Annotated in this window: 16 protein-coding genes; 8 read left to right on the top strand and 8 right to left on the bottom strand. The window is 61.7% G+C overall.

Features of this window, described 5'->3' with window-relative positions; genetic code table 11:
- Positions 1 to 43 precede the first annotated feature (43 nt).
- Positions 44 to 1,045 (top strand): phosphotransferase, encoded by a 1,002-nt coding sequence (locus AACZ26_RS10800; RefSeq protein WP_339621468.1) that lies wholly within the window; start codon positions 44 to 46, stop codon positions 1,043 to 1,045.
- 18 nt (positions 1,046 to 1,063) lie between these two features.
- On the opposite strand, the gene AACZ26_RS10795 is transcribed toward AACZ26_RS10800, so the two are convergent.
- Positions 1,064 to 2,530, bottom strand: coding sequence for an MFS transporter (locus AACZ26_RS10795; RefSeq protein ID WP_339621466.1), 1,467 nt, complete (start codon positions 2,528 to 2,530; stop codon positions 1,064 to 1,066).
- 87 nt (positions 2,531 to 2,617) lie between these two features.
- Between AACZ26_RS10795 and AACZ26_RS10790 the strand changes: the two genes are divergently transcribed.
- Positions 2,618 to 3,472 (top strand): LysR substrate-binding domain-containing protein, encoded by an 855-nt coding sequence (locus tag AACZ26_RS10790; protein ID WP_339621465.1) that lies wholly within the window; start codon positions 2,618 to 2,620, stop codon positions 3,470 to 3,472.
- 83 nt (positions 3,473 to 3,555) lie between these two features.
- On the opposite strand, the gene AACZ26_RS10785 is transcribed toward AACZ26_RS10790, so the two are convergent.
- Both AACZ26_RS10785 and AACZ26_RS10780 read right to left on the bottom strand, forming a co-directional pair.
- On the bottom strand, positions 3,556 to 6,807 hold the full coding sequence (locus AACZ26_RS10785) for an ATP-dependent DNA helicase (protein WP_339621464.1): 3,252 nt from the start codon (positions 6,805 to 6,807) through the stop codon (positions 3,556 to 3,558).
- Positions 6,804 to 9,905, bottom strand: a complete 3,102-nt coding sequence (locus tag AACZ26_RS10780; protein WP_339621463.1) for an ATP-dependent DNA helicase — start codon at positions 9,903 to 9,905, stop codon at positions 6,804 to 6,806. Before AACZ26_RS10780 ends, AACZ26_RS10785 begins: the two co-directional genes overlap by 4 nt.
- A 74-nt stretch (positions 9,906 to 9,979) precedes the next feature.
- Here AACZ26_RS10780 and AACZ26_RS10775 point away from each other — a divergent pair, with 74 nt between their 5' ends.
- On the top strand, positions 9,980 to 10,204 hold the full coding sequence (locus AACZ26_RS10775; RefSeq protein ID WP_339621461.1) for a DUF3107 domain-containing protein: 225 nt from the start codon (positions 9,980 to 9,982) through the stop codon (positions 10,202 to 10,204).
- A 2-nt stretch (positions 10,205 to 10,206) separates the two neighbouring features.
- The gene (locus AACZ26_RS10770; protein WP_339621459.1) at positions 10,207 to 10,500 is read left to right on the top strand and encodes a hypothetical protein; all 294 of its coding nucleotides are present in this window, start codon (positions 10,207 to 10,209) and stop codon (positions 10,498 to 10,500) included.
- Here the strand turns inward: AACZ26_RS10770 and AACZ26_RS10765 are convergent.
- Positions 10,497 to 11,213 (bottom strand): ferritin-like fold-containing protein, encoded by a 717-nt coding sequence (locus AACZ26_RS10765; protein ID WP_339621457.1) that lies wholly within the window; start codon positions 11,211 to 11,213, stop codon positions 10,497 to 10,499. The two genes, AACZ26_RS10770 and AACZ26_RS10765, sit on opposite strands and share 4 nt — an antisense overlap.
- A 175-nt stretch (positions 11,214 to 11,388) precedes the next feature.
- Here AACZ26_RS10765 and AACZ26_RS10760 point away from each other — a divergent pair, with 175 nt between their 5' ends.
- Both AACZ26_RS10760 and AACZ26_RS10755 read left to right on the top strand, forming a co-directional pair.
- On the top strand, positions 11,389 to 12,888 hold the full coding sequence (locus AACZ26_RS10760) for a DEAD/DEAH box helicase (RefSeq protein WP_339621455.1): 1,500 nt from the start codon (positions 11,389 to 11,391) through the stop codon (positions 12,886 to 12,888).
- A 247-nt stretch (positions 12,889 to 13,135) separates the two neighbouring features.
- Positions 13,136 to 13,747 carry a hypothetical protein gene (locus tag AACZ26_RS10755; RefSeq protein WP_339621453.1) on the top strand — a complete coding sequence of 204 codons (612 nt, stop codon included), beginning with the start codon at positions 13,136 to 13,138 and terminating at the stop codon, positions 13,745 to 13,747.
- Here the strand turns inward: AACZ26_RS10755 and AACZ26_RS10750 are convergent.
- Positions 13,695 to 14,648 carry an L-lactate dehydrogenase gene (locus AACZ26_RS10750; RefSeq protein ID WP_339621451.1) on the bottom strand — a complete coding sequence of 318 codons (954 nt, stop codon included), beginning with the start codon at positions 14,646 to 14,648 and terminating at the stop codon, positions 13,695 to 13,697. The genes AACZ26_RS10755 and AACZ26_RS10750 overlap by 53 nt on opposite strands.
- Before the next feature lie 4 nt (positions 14,649 to 14,652).
- On the bottom strand, positions 14,653 to 15,393 hold the full coding sequence (locus tag AACZ26_RS10745; RefSeq protein WP_339621449.1) for an NAD(P)H-binding protein: 741 nt from the start codon (positions 15,391 to 15,393) through the stop codon (positions 14,653 to 14,655).
- A gap of 84 nt (positions 15,394 to 15,477) precedes the next feature.
- On the opposite strand from AACZ26_RS10745, the gene AACZ26_RS10740 reads away from it, so the two are divergent.
- Entirely contained in the window at positions 15,478 to 16,182 is a 705-nt protein-coding gene (locus AACZ26_RS10740; RefSeq protein ID WP_339621447.1) for a TetR/AcrR family transcriptional regulator C-terminal domain-containing protein, read from the top strand.
- Here AACZ26_RS10740 and AACZ26_RS10735 read toward each other — a convergent pair.
- Together AACZ26_RS10735 and AACZ26_RS10730 are read right to left on the bottom strand one after the other, a co-directional pair.
- Entirely contained in the window at positions 16,179 to 17,351 is a 1,173-nt protein-coding gene (locus AACZ26_RS10735) for an aminotransferase class I/II-fold pyridoxal phosphate-dependent enzyme (RefSeq protein ID WP_339621445.1), read from the bottom strand. The genes AACZ26_RS10740 and AACZ26_RS10735 overlap by 4 nt on opposite strands.
- Positions 17,348 to 18,232 carry a PHP domain-containing protein gene (locus AACZ26_RS10730; protein ID WP_339621443.1) on the bottom strand — a complete coding sequence of 295 codons (885 nt, stop codon included), beginning with the start codon at positions 18,230 to 18,232 and terminating at the stop codon, positions 17,348 to 17,350. The genes AACZ26_RS10735 and AACZ26_RS10730 overlap by 4 nt, the downstream gene beginning before the upstream one ends.
- Before the next feature lie 33 nt (positions 18,233 to 18,265).
- Between AACZ26_RS10730 and AACZ26_RS10725 the strand changes: the two genes are divergently transcribed.
- The gene (locus AACZ26_RS10725; protein ID WP_339621442.1) at positions 18,266 to 19,279 is read left to right on the top strand and encodes an endonuclease/exonuclease/phosphatase family protein; all 1,014 of its coding nucleotides are present in this window, start codon (positions 18,266 to 18,268) and stop codon (positions 19,277 to 19,279) included.
- Positions 19,280 to 19,326 lie beyond the last annotated feature (47 nt).

The following is a 19,326-nucleotide window of genomic DNA, read 5'->3' as shown; positions in this document are numbered from 1 at the left end:
GGCGTGCGGCAAATGCGCGTCAGAGCAACCTACCCTGAGTGTTATGGCCAGATCACATCTCACTCTAGCCGCGCTGGCGACCTCTGCTGTCGAGGGACTCGATGTTGCCGCAGCCGCACCGTTCGGCACCGGCAACGGCAATGACTTCGACTCGGCGCTCATCACCGGCCGCGACGGCAAGCACTGGATTATTCGCGTGCCACGCAACGCTGCGGCCGAGAATGTGCAATCCGCCGACCTCGTCGCCCTGCGTGCCCTCAGCGCTGGAGTGCGCACTCGCCTGCCCTTCGCTGTCACGAGTTATGCCGGTCAGGTTCCCGTCGGTCAAACTCGCGGAATCGTGTATGAATTCGTCTATGGCAACAAAGTTCCCATGCGCTCGTACACGACCGGCCCTGGTTCACTCGCGGCATCCGTCGGCACGGCGATCGCCGCGATTCACGCGTTGCCCACAAGTTTCGTAGCGGATGCGGGACTCCCTGTTCAGACATCAGGTGAAGCACTACGTTCGTGCATTTCGATCATCGACCGCGCGGCCGCCACCAAACTGGTTCCTGCCGCACTCCTTGAGCGCTGGCGCGAAGCAACCGAAGACTCCACACTGTGGCAGTTTCAACCCACTGTCGTCAACGGTTCGCTCGTCTCTGACTCCTTCTTGAGCGCAGACAATGCCGTCACCGGTGTGCTCGGCTGGCAAGACATCAAGGTGGGCGACCCCGCAACAGACTTGCAGTGGCTGCTCGGCCCCCGCAACGACGCAATTATCGATAGTGCCTTTGGCGCCTATGCGGATGCCCGGGGCGCCGGTGACCGCCAGCTCAAGCAGCGCGCCACCTTCTATGCCGAACTTTCGGTAGCGAAATGGTTGCTCCACGGCACCGAAGTGCGCAGCACCGAAATCGTGGACGACGCAGGTGAGATGCTCACGACGCTACTCGATGACATCCGTGATGACGTCATGAACCCCATCAGCGCCAACACCATGCCCACGATGGCCGTTGACGAGGTCGAAGCAATGCTGCGCAAGGACAACCGCGCGGGCTAAAACCTCAATCGAACCGGGCTACTTTTCCGAGCGCCGTTTCGACCCCGACCGGCGAATAAGCGATGACCGGAGGGTGCGGAGCCGATTGCGGCTAGGCACCGGATGCGTTGCCGTATTCTGCACAGCCTCGGCATCCACAATCGTGATGGGTTCTGTGATGGCCCGCGACTGATGCTGAGGAACGATAGCAACCCAGCGTCCACTGCGACGAGGAGCAACCTTCACGGTGAGTCGACCAGATCGTGCGAGCACGATAGCGATGCCAATCGCGACAGCAGCGGGAACTCCGCCGGCGATCACGAAAGCGAGCTTGGCCCCCCACAGTTCGGCAATCGTGCCCATGAGCGGCCCGCCAACAGCCTGGCCACCCAAAATCACTATGACCCAAAAAGCCATCACTCGGCCGCGGATAACGAGGTTCGACGACAATTGCACCATGGTTTCGGCCGCCGTCATGAGCAGGAGTCGACTGAGACCGACACCAATCAGAACGCCAAGGAATAGTCCGTAGATCGGCACGATTCCCGCGAGCATCATCATGACTCCGTAGAGCACCGCCCCGAAGATAATCGTGCGCAAGCGCAGACTCGCGCGACGGGCTGAAGCGAGCGCTCCAAGCAGCGCACCAATCGCGGCGAGCGAGTTGTAAAGCCCATACCCACTGGCCCCGGTGTCGTAGACGGTGTTGGCCATGGCCGCGAGCAGAGTCGGCATGGGCATACCGAAGACGGCGACGACAAACACCATGATCATTGTCCAGAACAGCGTTGGCTTCGCCTTGATATAGCGAATGGCTTCGCGGATTTGTCCTTTAGATTCGGGAGCTCGAGGCGCGATCAGCAGTTCGCTCTTGCGCATCGAAGCCAGAATGATGACGCCGATGACGACAGCGACAGCATTGATGCCGATTGCCCAGCCAGAACCCGCGGCAACGATAAGCACGCCGCTGAGCGCTGGCCCGAGGAATGCCCCGGAATGGAAGATCGAGGCATTGAGGCTGATTGCGTTGCGCAAGTGGCGTGGCCCGACCAATTCGTTGACAAAGACAGCGCGAGCCGGGTTATCGAACACCTGGATGATGCCCATCAGGAGGACGAGCAAATACACCAACCACAGTTGCGCCACTCCTGTAATCGTGATGATGGCGAGCGCGAGGCTAAGGAGCCCGATAATCGATTGCGCGACCATGAGCGTGGCGCGCTTGTCGAAGCGATCGGCGATGACGCCGGCATAGGCACCGAGAACGATTGTCGGTGTGAACTGGATCGCGATCGTCAGCCCGACGAGAGCAACGTTGCCGGTGAGCTCGAGAACGAGCCAGTCAACCGCAATGCGCTGCACCCACGACGCGGTGTATGCGATGAATTGTGCGATCACGTAAAGGCGGTAGTTGTGGAGCCGCAAGGAGCTAAACGTGTCGCGCCACAGCGGTCGTTGCATGACCGCCGAGATGGGAACTGTCGCTGGGGACGTCTCAGATGGCATGCTCACACCTTCAACCGTATTGTCTCGCCTGTCATTTCGCTGCATAATCGAGCCTATAAATTCAATTACGTTTCGTAATGGAGCATTATGTTCGATCCTGTACTGCTGAAATCATTCGTCGCCGTCGCCGAGAACCGTAGCTTCACGGATGCCGCACGCGCCCTTGAACTGAGCCAGCCCACGATCAGTCAACACATTCGCAAACTCGAAACCGCCGCTGGGCGCATTCTCGTCGTGCGCGATACGCGCGCGGTTTCGCTCACCGACAACGGTGAAGCGATGCTCGGCTTTGCCCGAGCCATCTTGGCTGCGCAAGACCAGGCCGTGAAGTACTTCACCGGCTCCGCTATGCGCGGGCGACTTCGCTTTGGATCCGCTGACGACTTGGCGCTCACGCAATTGCCGCGAATCCTCAGGGATTTTCGCCAGCTCTATCCTCATATCAATCTCGAACTCACCGTGAGCCAGAGCGGCACCCTCGTTCGTCGCCTCCAGGCCGGGCAACTCGATCTAATCTTCGTCAAGCAAGACACCGGCACCGAGGGCGGTCGACTCGTGCGCCGCGACCGAATGGTGTGGCTGGGCCATAAGAGCGTCACGTTAGAAGCGGGCTCCCCTGTTCCTCTGATCGCCTATCAAGCTCCCAGCCTGGGTCGCGCCTATGCGATGCGCGCTCTCGAAGCTGAAGGACGCACTTGGCGAATCACCTGCAATGTGAAAGAAGTCAATGGAGCCCTTGCTGCGGTGCGGGCGGGAATCGGCATCGCAGTGTTTCCGCAGTCCCTCATCCCGCCAGATCTTGCGCAAGTGCCTGCCTCGTTCGAGTTGCCCGAGCTGGGCGATGTCGACTTCGTGCTGCTCGATAACCCGATGGCGGCTCGCGAGCCCGTCGAAGCGCTCAGCACCGCCATCCTGAGTCGACCGGTGCAGCGGCGAGCGTAGGGGCGAGCGTAGGGGCAGCGGCGCCAGCGTGACGCGGTCAGGCACCGCACACACCGCCTCTACGTCTGCCTCGGATGCTTCCGCTAGCCGCCGAAACTATCGGCGGCGCCAACGGAGTTCGCCCAGGCTTCCCGCAGTTCGCTCTCGCTCGAGATATGCGGAGGGCGGATGACTGTGTCGTCGGCAACGAAGTAGAACGCGGCATCAATGTTCTCCGGTGGAATTCCCTTCCACTGTGCGTAGGCAAGACGATACAACGCGAGTTGTAGTTGCTTAGCTTTCAGGTCGGCTTCGTCGCGGGGTGCTCGCCCGGTCTTCCAGTCGACAATTTCGAAGCGGTCGCCGTCGGCATACACCGCGTCAATTTTGCAGATGACAACGCGGTCGCCGAAGGGAACGTGGATCTCGATTTCGACATCAACGGGTTGCCGCGTGGCCCACGCTGAGCGCTCGAACGTTGCCTGCAGCTCGGCGAGCTTCGCGGCATCCGCAGCACTATCGTCGTCGGTGCCGTCAAGCTCGAGCGCAAACGCGTCGAGCGTTTCGGCGGATGCCGAAGACCCGAAACGAGATTCGACCCATTCGTGAAACTGGGTTCCCAGTCGCGTTGCACGGTACGGCTTCTCTGGCATGGGGCGGCGAAGCGAGAGCGCGACGGCTTCGGGGTCAGCGATGTAGTCCTTGAACCGTGAAGCAGGGATGCGCTGTGGCAGCGGAGTGCGTCGGGCATCGCTCGCGGCACGGGCGCGCTCGGCGAGTAGCAGGTCGATCTCGTGCGCCCACAGCCCCTCTGCGCCAGGGTCAGCTGTCGTCACGAGCTGGGCGGCAGCTTCGACGTTCGCCCGACGATTGCCGAGCGGATCAAAGGGCCACAGCGGGTCAACAACATCGTTGAGCGTGGGGTTCTCATCGTTGACGGGGTCGCTCGGCAGCTCGCCAATCAACTCGTGTTCTTCAAGTTCTTGCAGGAAGGTGCTCGGTGCTTGAGGTTTGCTGCGGCTCGACCAGAACGATCCGGTAAGCAGCAGGTTGTCTCGAGCGCGAGTAATCGCAACGTAGCCGAGTCGACGTTCTTCGGCTTGGTGGCGGTCCGCCAATGCTGCTTTGAACTCTTTGAGGGAACCGTCAAAGTCGGACTGGTATTGCGCGTTCTCCCAGTCGAGCTCGGGCAGTTCGGCAGCATCGCCTCGGAAGGCGAAGGGCAACTTGCCAAACGAGACCCAGCCTTTGCCTTCTCGGGAAGTTGCCGGCACTTCGCCGTCGACGAGTCGCGGCACTGCCACGAGATCCCATTCCAAGCCCTTGGAGGCGTGAATGGTGAGCAATTGCACTGTGCCCGCTTCAGCATCGTCGCTGCGAGGGCCCATCATGTCTTGCTGCGCGGCACGCCGCAGCCACGCGAGGAAGCTGCCGAGGTTGGCCTGATCATCACTCGCGAGGAACCCGGCAAGCTCGTCATGGAAGGCATAGAGATTGGCCATGCCTTGCGCTTGAGGGCGACTCGCCACGACTTCGATGTCGAGAAGCAGTTCTTGTTCGAGCAGGCGCACAAGGTCGCCGAGTTCGAGCCCGGCCCGCGAGCGGAAGAACGCCAATTGCTTGGCTGCATCTTTCAGTCGCGACAGGCCCTCGGAGCTGAATTTCTCCAGCTGCGAATGGCCGGCAGGGGCTTCTCCGACGAAGTCGAGAGCATCGACGATGGATGCCGAATCATCGACGGCAACGGAGTCCCGCATCCGCTGCTTCACGTCGTCACTCAACTCGTGTTGGGAGACAGAGCGGCTCAGCAGCCACCGCGACAGGTCGGCCAGGGCTTGCAGGTCACGCGTACCGATCAACCAGCGCGCACCCGAGAGAAGGCGGATGAGTTCGGAGCCCGCACTCGGGTCGTGAATGACGGTGAGCGCGCTGACGAGGTCAACAATTTCGGGGGTCGACAGGAGGCCGCCGATTCCGAGCACGTGGTACGGAACGTCTTGGGCGCCGAGCGCCGTGGCAAAGCGATCCATGTCGCTGCGGCGCCGGAACAGGATGGCGGCGGTCGGCGGTTCGGGGGCGGCGGCATCCGGGTCAGGGTTGTAGTGGTTCCACGCTTGCGGGGCGAGAGCGCGCGCGAACCACGTGGCGACGCCCGTCGCTTCTTCATCGATGTGTTCGTAGTAATACGCGTCGACAGAGCCAGCGGGTGCGTTGGGGCGAGCACCGAGAGATTCCACCCGCACGGGCGAACGCGCGCTGAGCGGCTCAACGATCACGTTGGCAGCGTCGAGCACCGACGTCGCATTGCGCCAGCTAGTGGAGAGTGCAAAGTAGTGCGCATCGGCGTTCTCCGTGAAGTCGCGACTGAAGCGGGCCAGGTTGGCCGCACTCGCTCCACGCCAGCCATAGATCGACTGGTGCGGGTCGCCGACGGCCATCACCGAGTGGTTGCCGAAGAGGCGCGCGAGCAGCCGGGTTTGTACAACGCTCGTGTCTTGATATTCATCAAGCAGCACAACGCGATAGCGATCTTGGTAGTGGTCGACGACATCCTGTGACCTCTCGGCAACTTCGAGCGCCAGCGCCACTTGGTCGCTGAACTCGAGCAAGCCTTGAGCCCTTTTCTGCTGCGCATACTGCACGGCTAGATCAAGCAAGGGGGCGAGCGAACCAATCTCGTTGACCGCATCGGTCACGGAAGCGTAGGGGGTCTTTTTGCGCGCCGTGTCGGCATAGGGAAGCTCTGAAATCTGCGTGAAGCGCTGGGCGTAGGCGGCGACCTCATCGGCGTGAGCGACGTTATCGCTCAGAGCGTGGCTGAGGTCGAGCACGGCCTCGGTAAGGCCATTGATGGATTTTTCGAGCCCCACGAGCCGATCATCCGTGCTCGCAACCACTAGCTTGCGGGCGAGCTGCCACGACGAAGGGTCATTGAGCAGCGTCGATTCGGGTTCGCGCCCAATGAGCAGCGCGTTCTCACTAAAAAGGGCACTAGCGAAAGAGTTATACGTGGAGATTGTCGGCTGATCGAACTCTATCGAGGCAGTCTCGGGCGTCGCATCGAACCGCTCGGGGTGCCGGTTTTGCACGTCGCGCAGAATCGCAATCCGCTCGCTCACTCGCTTGCTGAGCGAACCCGCCGCTTTGCGCGTGAACGTGAGGCCCAAGATTTGGTCGGGGCTCACAAAGTTGTTGGCGACGAGCCAGACCACACGACTGGCCATCGTGTCGGTTTTGCCGCTGCCAGCGCCCGCGACAACGAGTGCGGGTGAGAGAGGGGCTTCGATCACGACTTGCTGCTGGGCGGTTGGAGCATGGATGCCCATGAGACCAGCGAGGTCAACAGAAGAGATCATCGAGCGCTCACCGCCGGCACTACATGGATGCGGCAATTGCCGAAGCTCCACGGATCGGTGCAGTGACTGCTGACGCGCGCCACGAAGACGCTGGCGGCCATTCCGCGGGCATCGTCTACAACTCGCTGTCGGAACAGTTCGAGCTCCTCATCGGTCATCGGTTGCTGCTTGGGGTCGACATAGTCGCGAGTCTTCGCGGAGGGTGAAAGCACTACGAGCTTGGCGCCGCCATTCTCGAGTCCCTTGGGCACTCCCTCGATCGCCTCCGAAGCGAACGCCAGTTGATACGCCGCCAGTTGCGGATGATCGGCAACAGCCTTGTCGGTCGATGGCTCGTTCTTGCCGGTCTTGAGGTCCACAATTACGGCGGTTGTGCCGCCATATTTTTCGACGCGGTCAATCTTTCCGCTCAGTAGCGCGTATTCGAGCGGTAGTTCGAACTTCATCTCGTTGCTGATGAGTTCTCCCCCATTAGCCGCGAAATCGCGCAAGTAGGTCGCGAGGTGTTGAGTGAGCTTCTTCGCCCGTAGCTTCTCGGCCTCCGACTGCCAACTGGCTTCGAAACTCATTTCGCCCCAGCGATCTTCGACAGCGGCGAAGAGCGCCTCGGCGCTGAAATCGGTGGCCGTCTCCGCGACGCCGTGGATGAGCGTGCCGAGGTTCGACGCCGTGTTCGACGTTGACCCTCCCAACTGGTCGATAGCCCAGTGCAGCGGGCAGGTTTCGAAGGACTCCATGCGCGAGGGCGAAACCCGCACTTCGGCATCCGGTTCAGTGAGGTCGATAAGGGGCTCGGTAGTGCTGGGAGTTCGCAGGCCGTACCACGAACCGGGTTCAGCGCCCGGGACGCCTTCGGCGGCGAGACGCGCCAAAGAGGAGCCAGCGGCTTCGGGATGCACGCCCGTCGTCAGTTCGCGGCGCAGCACGCCCACGAGGCCACGCAAACTGAGGGGAGGGCGCGAGCGCACGGGTTCGTCCGGTTCGGGAATGAGGGTCAGGAACGGGGAAGGCATATTGTCGTCGCCCGCCACGGCAGTCACGAGCACCTCGCTCGTAGCGCGCGAGACCGCCTGGGCGAACATGCGCAATTCGTCGTGCAGCACTTCGCGCCGACGGTCCGCGACAGCAAGCTGCTCCCCTGCAAGGACGCGTGGAAGATCGTGCGCGCCGAGGAGGGAGCCACGCACCCGAAGGTTGGGCCACACATTCTCTTGCACCCCGGCGACGACGACAACATCGAACTCGTGACCAATCACGGATGCCGGCGTTCCGACCGTCACAGAGTCCACGATCGAGCGAGCAGCGAGCGTGTCTTCTGCGACGTCTGCCGAAAGCCATTCGTTGAGAAAAACGTTCGCTGGGGCATCCGGTCGACGCTCCACAAAACGCTTGGCCGAGGAAAACAGGGCCACAACGGCATCAAGGTGGCGGTTGGCTTCTTCAGCAACAACCCCAGCGCCGAGCGCTTGCTCGAACCACCGATCAGCAAGCCCGCTGCGCTGCCAGGCACCCCAGAGAAGCTCTTCGATAGTGTCGCCCGCTGCCCCGGCCGCCGCCGTCTCGCGCAGGTTCTTCGCCACGGCAGCAGCCTGCCGCGCGACCCGGTTATCTATTGTGATGAACCCCGCGGGTGCCGCCATGGCTTGAGCGATGAGCTCATCTGCCGAGTCGTAAATCTCCGCACCGAGTGCCTCGTGACGCAGCGCTGCCTTGAGTCGACGCAACGAGACAGCATCGAAACCACCAACAGAACTGCACAGCAACTCAACGGCCGCCGTGGCATCCAGAGGTCGACGTTCCAGCGCCAACTCGAGCAACACGATAAGCCCGTTCACACTGAATTCATCACGCACAGCACTTCGCGCGCTCGACACACTCGTCACGACCTCGAGGGTGCGCAATTGTCTCGCGAGCGAAGGAATGAGCGAACCCGTGCGCACGATGACAGCCATGCGCGACCACGGCACCGACTCCAAGACGTGTTTTTCGCGCAAGTGCCGCGCGATAAAGGCGACCTCTTCTGCCGGTGTCGACAACTGAAAACTGTGGATGCTCGATGCTGTCGTCGCGACCGCAGGCGACTTGCGCTGCTCAATGAGCCCCGCGACACCGATGCGCTCGGTGAGAGCCGTGACGGTCTGCCGCAACTGCTCACTATGCCGATGGACCGAAGACAAGAACAGCGTCTGACACTTCTCTAGCTCAAGGCGACGAGCCCACCGCGAGAGCACAGCCGGCTGAGCGCCCCTGAAGGAACCCGTTGTCAGGTCGGGATCCCCAAAACCGATGATCGTGATGCCTCGCGACGCCAAAGCTCGCACAAGCGAAATTGTGGCCTCGGTGAGTTCATGAGCGTCGTCCACAACGACAAGCCGCAGTCGGTCGATCGCAGCGTAATGACCGCCCTCAATGAGCACGGCAGCCTCGGCAAGCAACTCACTGGCGTCGAAGTGCCGGTCGCGGTAATTCGCCTTCACAGCGTCGTAGACCGAAATGAACGCGGATGCCGCCACCCATTCCGGCCGATCGGTGCGTTCGCCCAGCGCCGCCAGCTGTTCGGGAGTGACTCCGAATTCGACACAGCGCATCATGAGATCTCGCAACTCGGTGCGGAACCCTCGAAGCCGGCGAACCTCCGTATCGAGGTGCGCTGGCCAGGGTGCCCCCGTGCCGTCAAGGATTTCACCCGCGAGAAGGTCGGCAATGATCTGGTCTTGCTCAGCACCCGTCAACAGGGTCGGAGCGCCCTCTCCGGCGACCGCGGCAGCCTCACGAATGACCTCAAAAGCCAAGGAGTTGGCGGTGCGAGCCATCGGCCCAAGCGTTGGCGCGTCAATGCGTGCCGCAAGACGATCACGCAGTGCCGTCGCGCTGTGTCGAGTAGCCGAAAGCACCACAATCTGTTCAGGAGACCACCCGCGCGCGTGCACACGTTGCGCCACCAGCTCCACAAGAGTCGCGGTTTTACCTGAGCCCGGCGCGCCAACAACCACTGCGCTCATGTCGTCAGCGAGGTCAACAACCGCCCGCTGCGAATCGTCGAGATTCAGCGGTGCGTTTGCCGCGGCATCCGCTGGCTCTGGGGGCAAGGTGACCATGAATCAACGTTATCGGGATGCGCTGACAGTGAACGGGACATTCATCGACTCGCGTTGTGTCGTAATCTGTGTTCGTGGACATAAGCATCGGTATCAACAACAGCCCCCGTGAGATCAACTTCGAGTCGGCACAGTCGTCGAGCGAGGTTGAGTCGATCATTGCCGAGGCATTGAACTCGGATGCCAAGTACGTGAGCCTGCGCGACGCCAAGGGCAAGCTCTACATCGTTCCGACCGCGGCCGTGGCCTACGTCGAACTTGGCGAAGAAGAGTCGCGCCGCATCGGTTTCGTGGCCTAACAGTGGAACTGCTGTTCGTCACCGTTATCGGTGCATCGCTCGCGACCATCGTGCGCTACCTGCTGCCCTCGCGCGGCATGTACGGAATGGCGTTGCTGCCCGCCGTGGGCGCTGCCGTTACCGCGACGATTTGGGTCGCCCTTGTCTGGGTCGGCCTCACCTTCGACGGAACCTGGATCTGGGTTGCCAGCCTTATCGCCGGTGTAGGTGCAGCTCTCGCTACCGCGATTCTGCTTCCGCGCCACCGCGAAGCCGCCGATGCGCGTGCCTTCGAAGCACTCTCGCGCCGCAACTAGGCGGTCAGACCGAGCGCGTCCATTCGACGCGTGTGCGCAGCCACGAGTTCGGTAAAGACAGGTTCGACCTGCGCTTCGGTGGTGCGAGTGTGGTCGGGGAAGACCAGCGCAGACCGTGCAAGCAACATCATGTCGCCCATGAGACGACGGCCCCACATGGCGAGTCGAGAATCGAGCCGCGGGTTGGCGTCTATTGCTGCCTGCAAGAACTCGGCGAGAACTTTCTCGCCCGACTCTGCACGAAACACTTCAACAAGCCGCGCGTGAGATTCGGTGGGGAGCCCCGCCGCAAGGCGAGCATAAAAGTCGTCGAAGAAACCGGCGCTCAAATACGCCGAGAGCAATGATTCGTACCAGTCAGCGCCGCGAGCTATGCGGTCAAACTCGTCGACCTCGTCAGTGAACGAATCCATCACTTCGGCGGGCGTGCCGCCAGCCTTCGTAATCTCGTCGACCAGCTTGCGGTGCTTCGCCATTGACAGTTCGGCGGCTTTGCCGATTGCTGTTTTGGCGGCCGTCGTTGGCGCCGTCGAAATCACTCGCGAAAGGTTTTCGAAGATCATCAATTGCACATAGGCTGCGCGGCCGAGGAAGGCGAGAGTGTCGGGAGCGAACTCCGCTAGGGCTACTTTTTCAGTCGCGGAAACGTCAGATCGTGACCGAAGGCGAGGCACTTCGATGCGACCTGGCTTGCGCGAAAACCACTTAACCACGCAGCTAGCTTAGAGCGTCTTTGTGCTAGGCGCGGCTGCAACGACTCGCCTCGCCGCCCGGCTTCACGGCTTCAGCCCAGCGCAACCCGCTAAACTGCGGGCATCCCCCCGAATCTGGAGGGGGTCCGGCGCCCCAGGTCAAAAAGGGCGCATCGCACCTAGACGGGCTTCATACGTGACATTTTCAGAACTCAACATCGATCAGGACATGGTCGATGCTCTTGCAACCAAGGGCATCCTCGAACCGTTCCCGATCCAAACTCAAACCATTCCCATGGGCCTCGCCGGTCAAGACATTATTGGTCAGGCCAAGACAGGTACCGGCAAGACCCTCGGCTTCGGGCTTCCCGTGCTGCAGTCTCTCGGCACCGACCCTGAGCCCGGGGTGAAGGCACTCATCGTGGTGCCCACTCGCGAACTGTGTGTTCAGGTAGCTGAAGACCTCGTGCTCGCAGCATCCAACCGCTCAACCAAGATCGCCGCAATCTACGGCGGCAAGGCCTATGAAGGTCAGGTCGAACAGATCAAGGCCGGCGCACAAGTCATCGTCGGAACGCCTGGTCGTTTGCTCGACCTCGCAAGCCAACGCATGCTCTCCCTCAAAGACATCAAGGTGATGGTTCTGGATGAGGCAGACAAGATGCTCGACCTCGGCTTCCTCGCCGACATCGAGAAGCTGTTTGCTCAGACTTCTCCCACCCGCCACACGATGCTGTTCTCCGCAACGATGCCCGGCCCGATCGTGGCTCTCGCTCGTCGCTTCATGAACAAGCCGATCCACATCCGCGCCACTGACCCCGATGAGGGACTGACGCAGAAGAACATCAAGCACGTCGTATACCGCGCACACAACCTCGATAAAGACGAAGTCATCGCGCGCATCCTGCAGTCTGAAGGCCGCGGCAAGACCGTGATCTTCACGCGCACCAAACGTGCAGCAGCCAAACTCGTTGAAGAGCTCAACGACCGCGGCTTCAACGCCGCCGCCGTGCACGGTGACCTCAACCAGGAGCAGCGCGAGCGCGCCATGGCCGCATTCAAGGCCGGCAAGAAAGACATTCTTATCGCGACGGATGTTGCGGCACGAGGCATCGACGTCAACGACGTCACCCACGTCATCAACCACACCATCCCTGACGACCACGACACCTACCTGCACCGCGCCGGTCGTACCGGCCGTGCTGGCAAGACCGGTGTTGCTGTCACGTTCGTGGACTGGGCAGACATGCTCAAGTGGACGCACATCAACAAGGCGCTCGAAATGGGCATCCCCGAGCCCGTCGAAACCTACTCGTCGAGCCCGCACCTCTTCAGCGACCTCGACATTCCTGAGGGAACCAAGGGACGCCTTCCTGGCTCTCACGCGCCAGTTGTCCGCGCCAGTGGCGCCGCTTCAGGTTCCGGATCGGGATCAGGCGGCGGTCGTGGTTCACAGCGCTCAACCGACTCGTCGCGTCCGCCTCGTAACCGCACCCGTTCAGGGTCTGGTTCGGCATCCGGTTCAGGATCGCGCTCGAGCGAGGGCGGTTCGGTCGCCAGCGCACGCGCCGCTGACGACAACACTCGCCCCGAAGGTGGCGGCACGCACGACGGCGGAGCTCCTGCTCGCCGCAAACGCACTCGTCGTCGCCGCGGCGGCAGCGAAGGCGCACCGAGCGCTCCCCCCACCGCCTAGTTCGCTCCAGCCTCAACTGTGAAAAGAAAGCCCCGCACTTTGTGCGGGGCTTTCTGCATTGAAGCGGACGGCTGTTTAAGGCACTGGTTTTATGGCCACAACAGGCGCACAATAGAAAAAATGTTCCTCACAGCGCGGTAGCCACGGAGGAGAAACAATGTTGGCGCACGAGAAGAACTATCTGCCGGACTTCATGCCTGTTCTCTCGGTGGGGCGGCATCGAACTCCACGCCGAGGTGGATGTTTCATGGAGTTTGCCTCCTACCTCGCCGGAGAAAAGTGGAGCGATCACCCCGCGTGCACGCACCCGTCGCTCGCTCTCCTCGCACGACTCGTCAACGACTGCACGTCAGACCAGTACCGCTCAGAACTAGCTGACCTCATCCCGTCAGTGATCGGCGTGACAAGCACCGACCCTCGAGTCGAGCTCCGCGTCGCACTGCTCGCCGCGATATCGGCCCTGCCTGTGGCCAGCGAGGGCCGTCAACGTGCTCTCGCCGTCGGCATCATGGCCGCTCAAGCGCGACTGGCAGAACTCGAGCCCGCTGACGGCTCTGAACTCGCGAATGGGGTTGCCTCGGCTTTCGCTCAGGCTCCCGCAGCAGAGCAGTGGGCGAAAAAGTTCAGCGCGGAGTATCGCGTCGACGGCCACGGTCGTGCGGTCACGAGAATGATTGAGTCGATCATCCGCACGTCTGTAGTCGGAATCGCTAACGCGTGCACCCCCGACGTCAATCAGCGATTGAGAGCACTTCTGCGCGACGTCATCGAGGATTGCCGGGGTACGATCTCGCGCGAGGTCACCCCTACGCTCGAAGTGACTCCGCAGCACCACGGAGTGCCGACGCTGACTCGGTGAGAAGCCGCAGTTCTTTCTCACTAAACGTGGTCTCTTTGATTGGGGTAGCTCCCGAAGCGCTCACGATGCACGGCACCGAGAGCGCGACACCGCTGATTCCATGAAAATCGGTCAGCACCGGCGCCACCGGCATGACCGAATGCTTGTCGCCAAGAATTGCTTCAACAATGTGCGCCGTCGATAAACCGATCGCGTAGTTGGTCGCTCCCTTGCCTTCGATCACTTTGTAGGCGGCGTCGCGAACTCCGATCGCGATCTCGTCGAGCTCAGCTTCTGTCATGCGCGGATGCCCGTCACGCTGCCATTCGAGAACGGGAACACCGCCAATCGTGGCTCGCGACCACAGCGGAAACTCTGAATCACCGTGCTCACCGATGATTGAGGCGTGAACGCTGGAGGGCGACACTCCGGCCCGCTCCGCAAGCTTCCAGCGCAGTCGGGAAGTGTCGAGCACAGTGCCCGAGGCAAAGAGTCGTTCAGGGGGCAGCCCGGACTGCTCCTGCGCGAGCACGGTAAGTACGTCGCAGGGGTTCGTGACGATCACGTAGATGGCGTTGGGCGCGACCTCCATCAGTTGCGGGATCATCGAGCCGAGCATCCGAGCGTTGACATCAGCAAGCTCGAGTCGAGTCTGGCCGGGGTTCTGCTTGGCTCCCGCCGTAATGACAACGACGTGTGAGCCCGCAGCGACAGAAATGTCACTACCGCCGATGATCTGGCTCGACCCTGTGAACTGCGTACCGTGGGCGAGATCGAGCACCTCGGCATCCACCTTCTTGGTCGCAATGTCGTAGAGCGCAATCTGCCGGGCCGACCCCCTGATCAGAGCGGCGTAAGCAGCACTCGCGCCCACGCTCCCGGCACCCACGATGGTCAGTTTGGAGTTCTCGACAACGCTCATGCGATCAGTGTGGCACGCTCGCCGATTGCTGCGCGAGGGCGGATTCGCTGCGGCATCCAACGATTGCTGGTGCTTGGCCGATGAGGGCGTCGTTGGTGATGGCCTCAACCATGAAGAGGGCAAAGTCGGTACGGCGCGTGAGATTGCTCTCCAAGATCGGCGAACCGACTGCAGAGCTCCACACGGGCAGCCCCTCACTCGGGCCCTCTTCGAGGTCACTTCCCCGCACGAGCGTCCAGCGTGAAGCGCTAGCGAAGATGCGCTCGGCTGCACGAATTTGGTCAGCGACGTCCACAGCCCGGACCGCCTTAGCGAGCCAGGATGCGACGGCAACGGTGGCAAGGAACCGACGCGAGTAAAAATCGTGAGCGCTCGCACGCACGTGCCAGCCGCACGAAAAGATGAGCCGGGCATCACCGGGGGCATAGTCGAGTACGGCCTGCGCGGTGCGCGACGAGTAGTCCCGCACACCCCACGGCGCAAGCACTGTCAGAACCGCTGTGCACCCCGCGACTGCTTGCTCGATGACGCTGCGATCGGAGGTCTCGCCGGGGAGCACCGTGATTCGATCGCCGAAGTGTTCGAGTTTCGACACACTTTTGGGGCGGCATACACCGACGACCTCGTAGCCGCGATCCAGGGCGTGGGTGGCCAGATACTGGCCGAGCTTGCCGGAGATGCCGACAATGCACACGCGCTGACGTGGTGTCTCGGGAGTTGGACGGTCGATTTCGGGACTGGTCATGGTTTCCTCTCAAGTGACCTTACGCTGTAAGACTACCTTACGCAGTAAGATAGTCAAGAGCTCGACGAAAGGAGCACAGGAGTAGTGCCGGAAAAAAACAAAGCGCGCTCAGCGCAGAAACGCACCCCCATCACTCGCGATGCTGTGCTCGCTGCAGCCCTCGAACTTGCTGATGCGGAAGGCTCCAACGCGCTCACCATGCGAAAGTTGGCTGACCGCATTGGGGTCGAGGCGATGTCGATCTACTACCACGTACCCAATAAAGAGGCGATCCTTACCGGCCTTGTTGACCTCGTCTTCGCCGAAATCGACCTCCCCACCACGCAACACGGGTGGCGCACTGCGATGCACGCCCGCGCAGTCTCCGCCCGGAACGTGCTCGTGCGCCATCGCTGGGCCATCGGCCTCATGGATTCCCGCCGCGACCCGGGACTCGCCACACTCCGCCACCACGACGCGGTAATCGGCGTGCTTCGCGCCGGCGGCTTCTCCATCGCCGGAGCCGCTCACGCTTTTTCTGCTCTCGACAGCTACATCTACGGGTTCGTGCTTCAAGAACTCAGTCTGCCGTTCGACAGCTCAGAAGAGCTCACCGAAGTCGCCGAAGCAATCGTCACCGACATGCCCGTCGGTGAGTTTCCCCATCTGACCGAAATGGCTATCGGGCACGCGATGCTGCCCGGCTACAACTATTCAAACGAGTTTGAGATCGGTCTAGAGCTCATCCTCGATTCTCTAGAACACCGGCTGTCCCTCGCCGAGTGGCGCGAGACAGCCGAAGCGCTCTAAGCCAACATCGCCGCGGCAAGCTGCGTGATAATCCGCTCAAGAATCGGGCGCGACGTCGCCAAGTTCACACGAATATGGCCAGCGCCGACAGCACCGTAGCCCACACCTCCATTGACTCGGATGCCCGCCTTCTCGGCCAGCATCTCCGCAAGTTCCGGCTCATCCGAGTAGGCGCGCAAGTCGAGCCACGCCAGATAGGTGCCCTGCATCGGGGCCATGCGTGCCTCGGGCAAGTGCTCGGCGAGCGCCGCTCGCGCGAACTCGATGTTGCCTTCGATGTATTCGCGCACTTCGCGCAACCACGGCTCGCCACCGAGATAGGCGGCGGTGTTGAGCTTCATCCCGGGTGTGCTTGCACCGTGTGTCTCGAGCCAGTTCAGTGAATCCCACTGTGCACGGTCGGCATCGTTGCTGAGGATGATCTGCGCGCACTTGAGCCCGGGCAAGTTGAACGCCTTCGACGTGCTCGTGGCGGTGATCGCGACGCGCGCGCCGGCATCCGAGACGCTTGCGAGCGGTACTTGCTTGTTGCCGAAGAGAGTGAGGGGCGAGTGGATCTCGTCGCTGAAGACGCGTGCACCGTGGGCATCGGCAACGTCGGCGAGCGCAACGAGCTCTTGACGGGAGTAAACCTTGCCGGTCGGATTACCGGGGTTGGCAAGAATGAGCAGGTTGGCGCCGGCAGCGAAGTGTCGAGCGATGTCGTCGAGATCGAGGGCGAAGCTGCCGTCGTCGCCGCGCAGCATTGGCGACTCGATGACGTCGCGGCCTAGGTCCTTGGGCACTGTCAGAAACGGCATGTACGCGGGAGTCGGCACGATGACGGCCGCTCCAGGCGCACTGAACTGCGTGATGGCCAGCTTGAGCCCCGTGAGCACGTCGGGCAGCGGGTGCACGTGAGCGGCATCCACCTCCCAGCCGTACTGTTCATGGTGCCATTTCGCTGTCGCCGCGTTCATTTCGAGGGCGACTGACTCATCGGGGTAGCCGAAGCCGAATCGCTCGGCGACCGCGGCCCATTCCTCAAGCACGGCGGGGGCGGTGCCGTAGTCCATTTCGGCGACACCGGCACACAGCAGTTCGCCTTCAGGCGCGGTCCACTTGTTGCTTCCCCGGCTGCGGAGCAATTCGGGAGTGAGTGCGTTCCACTGTTCGGCGTTGGTGCTCATTTTTCCTCTTCCTCGGCGGGGTTAGCGCCCACAATGTACGGTTTCGAGCCTGTCGCTCTGGCGATAAGTTTCTCCACAACCTCGGGGGCGGTTGTGTTCTCGGCGAGTCGGTTCGGCTTACCTTCACCGTGATAATCACTGGAGCCGGTGACTTCGAGCCCAAATTTTTTCACGACGGTCATCAACCAGGCCTTGCCCTCGTCAGTGTTGTCGCGATGGTGCACTTCAAGGCCGAAGAGCCCGTTATCAACGAGTTCACGGATGACCGAGTCATCCATGGGTCGGTATTTTCCGTGGGCGGCCGGATGCGCGAGCACGGGCACTCCCCCGGCACCGACGATCATCTTCACCCCCTCAAGCGGACTGGGCGCGTAGTACTTCTCGTAGTAGCCACCCTGCCAGTGCAAAATGCTTTCGAATGCTGCGCTGCGATTCGCGACGTGCCCTTTGCGTACGAGCGCGTCAGCAATGTGCGGGCGCCCCAGAGTCGTGCCGTCGGATGATTCGGCGAGCACGTCATCCCACGTCAGATCGTAATCGCGGGCGATCTTTTCGACGATACGCTCAGCGCGACGCAAGCGCCCATCGCGGATCCGGGCTGTTTCGCTGACAATCGTACGATCGAGCGGGTCGAAGAGGTAGGCGAGCACGTGCACACTCGCGGGTCCGAAGTTGGTGCTCAGCTCCATACCCGGAATAACGTTGATTCCCGAGACGGTTGCCGCAGAGATTGCTTCTTGCCAGCCTGCAGTTGAGTCGTGGTCAGTGAGCGCTACCGTGGCAAGCCCCGCCCGAGCAGCGGAACGAATCAGCTGAGTGGGGGTTTCGGTACCGTCTGACACGGCACTGTGAGTGTGCAGGTCGATCGGGGTGTTGAGCATTATGTAAGCCTATTGCTCTAGGCTCAGCTGGCTATGATTCAACGCTTCCTCGCGGCGATCTTTATACTCGCCACCGCTGCCGCCCTTATTGTCGTGGCCTGGCCCCAGTTGTTCTCTCTGGAACAGACCGTCGGCATCGCTCAAGTGGTGTCCCTGCGCGGGTTGAGCGCTGCCGCTGCTTTTCTCGCCGTGGTCGCGCTGACACTCATCGCACTGTTGTCGCAGCGGATGCGTCGTTTCGCGGCAGCACTCGCCGTGGTGGGTTTAGCCTTCAGCGCACTCTCGATCATCGTTCTGTCGACGCGAGGTTTTGGCAGCCCGAGCTTTGAGACCAAGTCCGAAGGCGATGTCACGGTGCTGTCATGGAACACTCTGGGCGATGCACCCGGTGCAACAGCGATTGCTGATCTGGCGTTGGAGAACGATGCCGACGTTGTGACGTTGCCCGAAACAACGCGCGAAATGGGCTTCGAGATTGCTCAGTTGATGGCACAGGCCGACCGGCCCATGTGGGTGCACACGCTCGCCTACGACCAGGTTTCCAAGTCACGCTCCACCACTGTTTTGATTAGCGTCGACCTGGGCGAATATGACGTCGACCTCCAGTCCCGAACAACATCGACGCTGCCGAGCCTCGTCGCCATTCCTCAAGATCCCACGATGCCCACGATTATCGCAGTGCACTCAGTCGCCCCTGTTCGCGGCGAGATGGCGAACTGGCGCACCGACCTCGACTGGCTGGCCGAACAATGTCGCGGAAGCAACGTCATCCTCGCCGGCGACTTCAACTCGACACTTGATCATTACGCGTCGCTGGCCGACGGTGCCGATTTCGCTCTCGGTAGTTGCACGGATGCCGCCTCTGTCTCCGACAATGCTGCGGTCGGCACGTGGCCAACCCAGTTGCCAGCGCTGCTGGGCGCCCCGATCGATCATGTGATGAGCACGAGCGAGTGGACAACCACCGGGATGCGCGTCATCGAGTCTCACGATGGGTTCGGCAGCGACCACCGACCGGTGCTCGCGACACTCTCCCGCACTCAGTAATCGCCCAGCCAGAATCGCCGCAGCTGCAGCAGTTCGCGACTCGTGAG

It is taken from the genome of uncultured Salinibacterium sp., assembly GCF_963974405.1.
Classification (GTDB): Bacteria; Actinomycetota; Actinomycetes; order Actinomycetales; family Microbacteriaceae; genus Rhodoglobus.
Note: the sequence above shows the minus strand (reverse complement) of the source record. Positions and strands in the feature narration are given on the sequence as shown.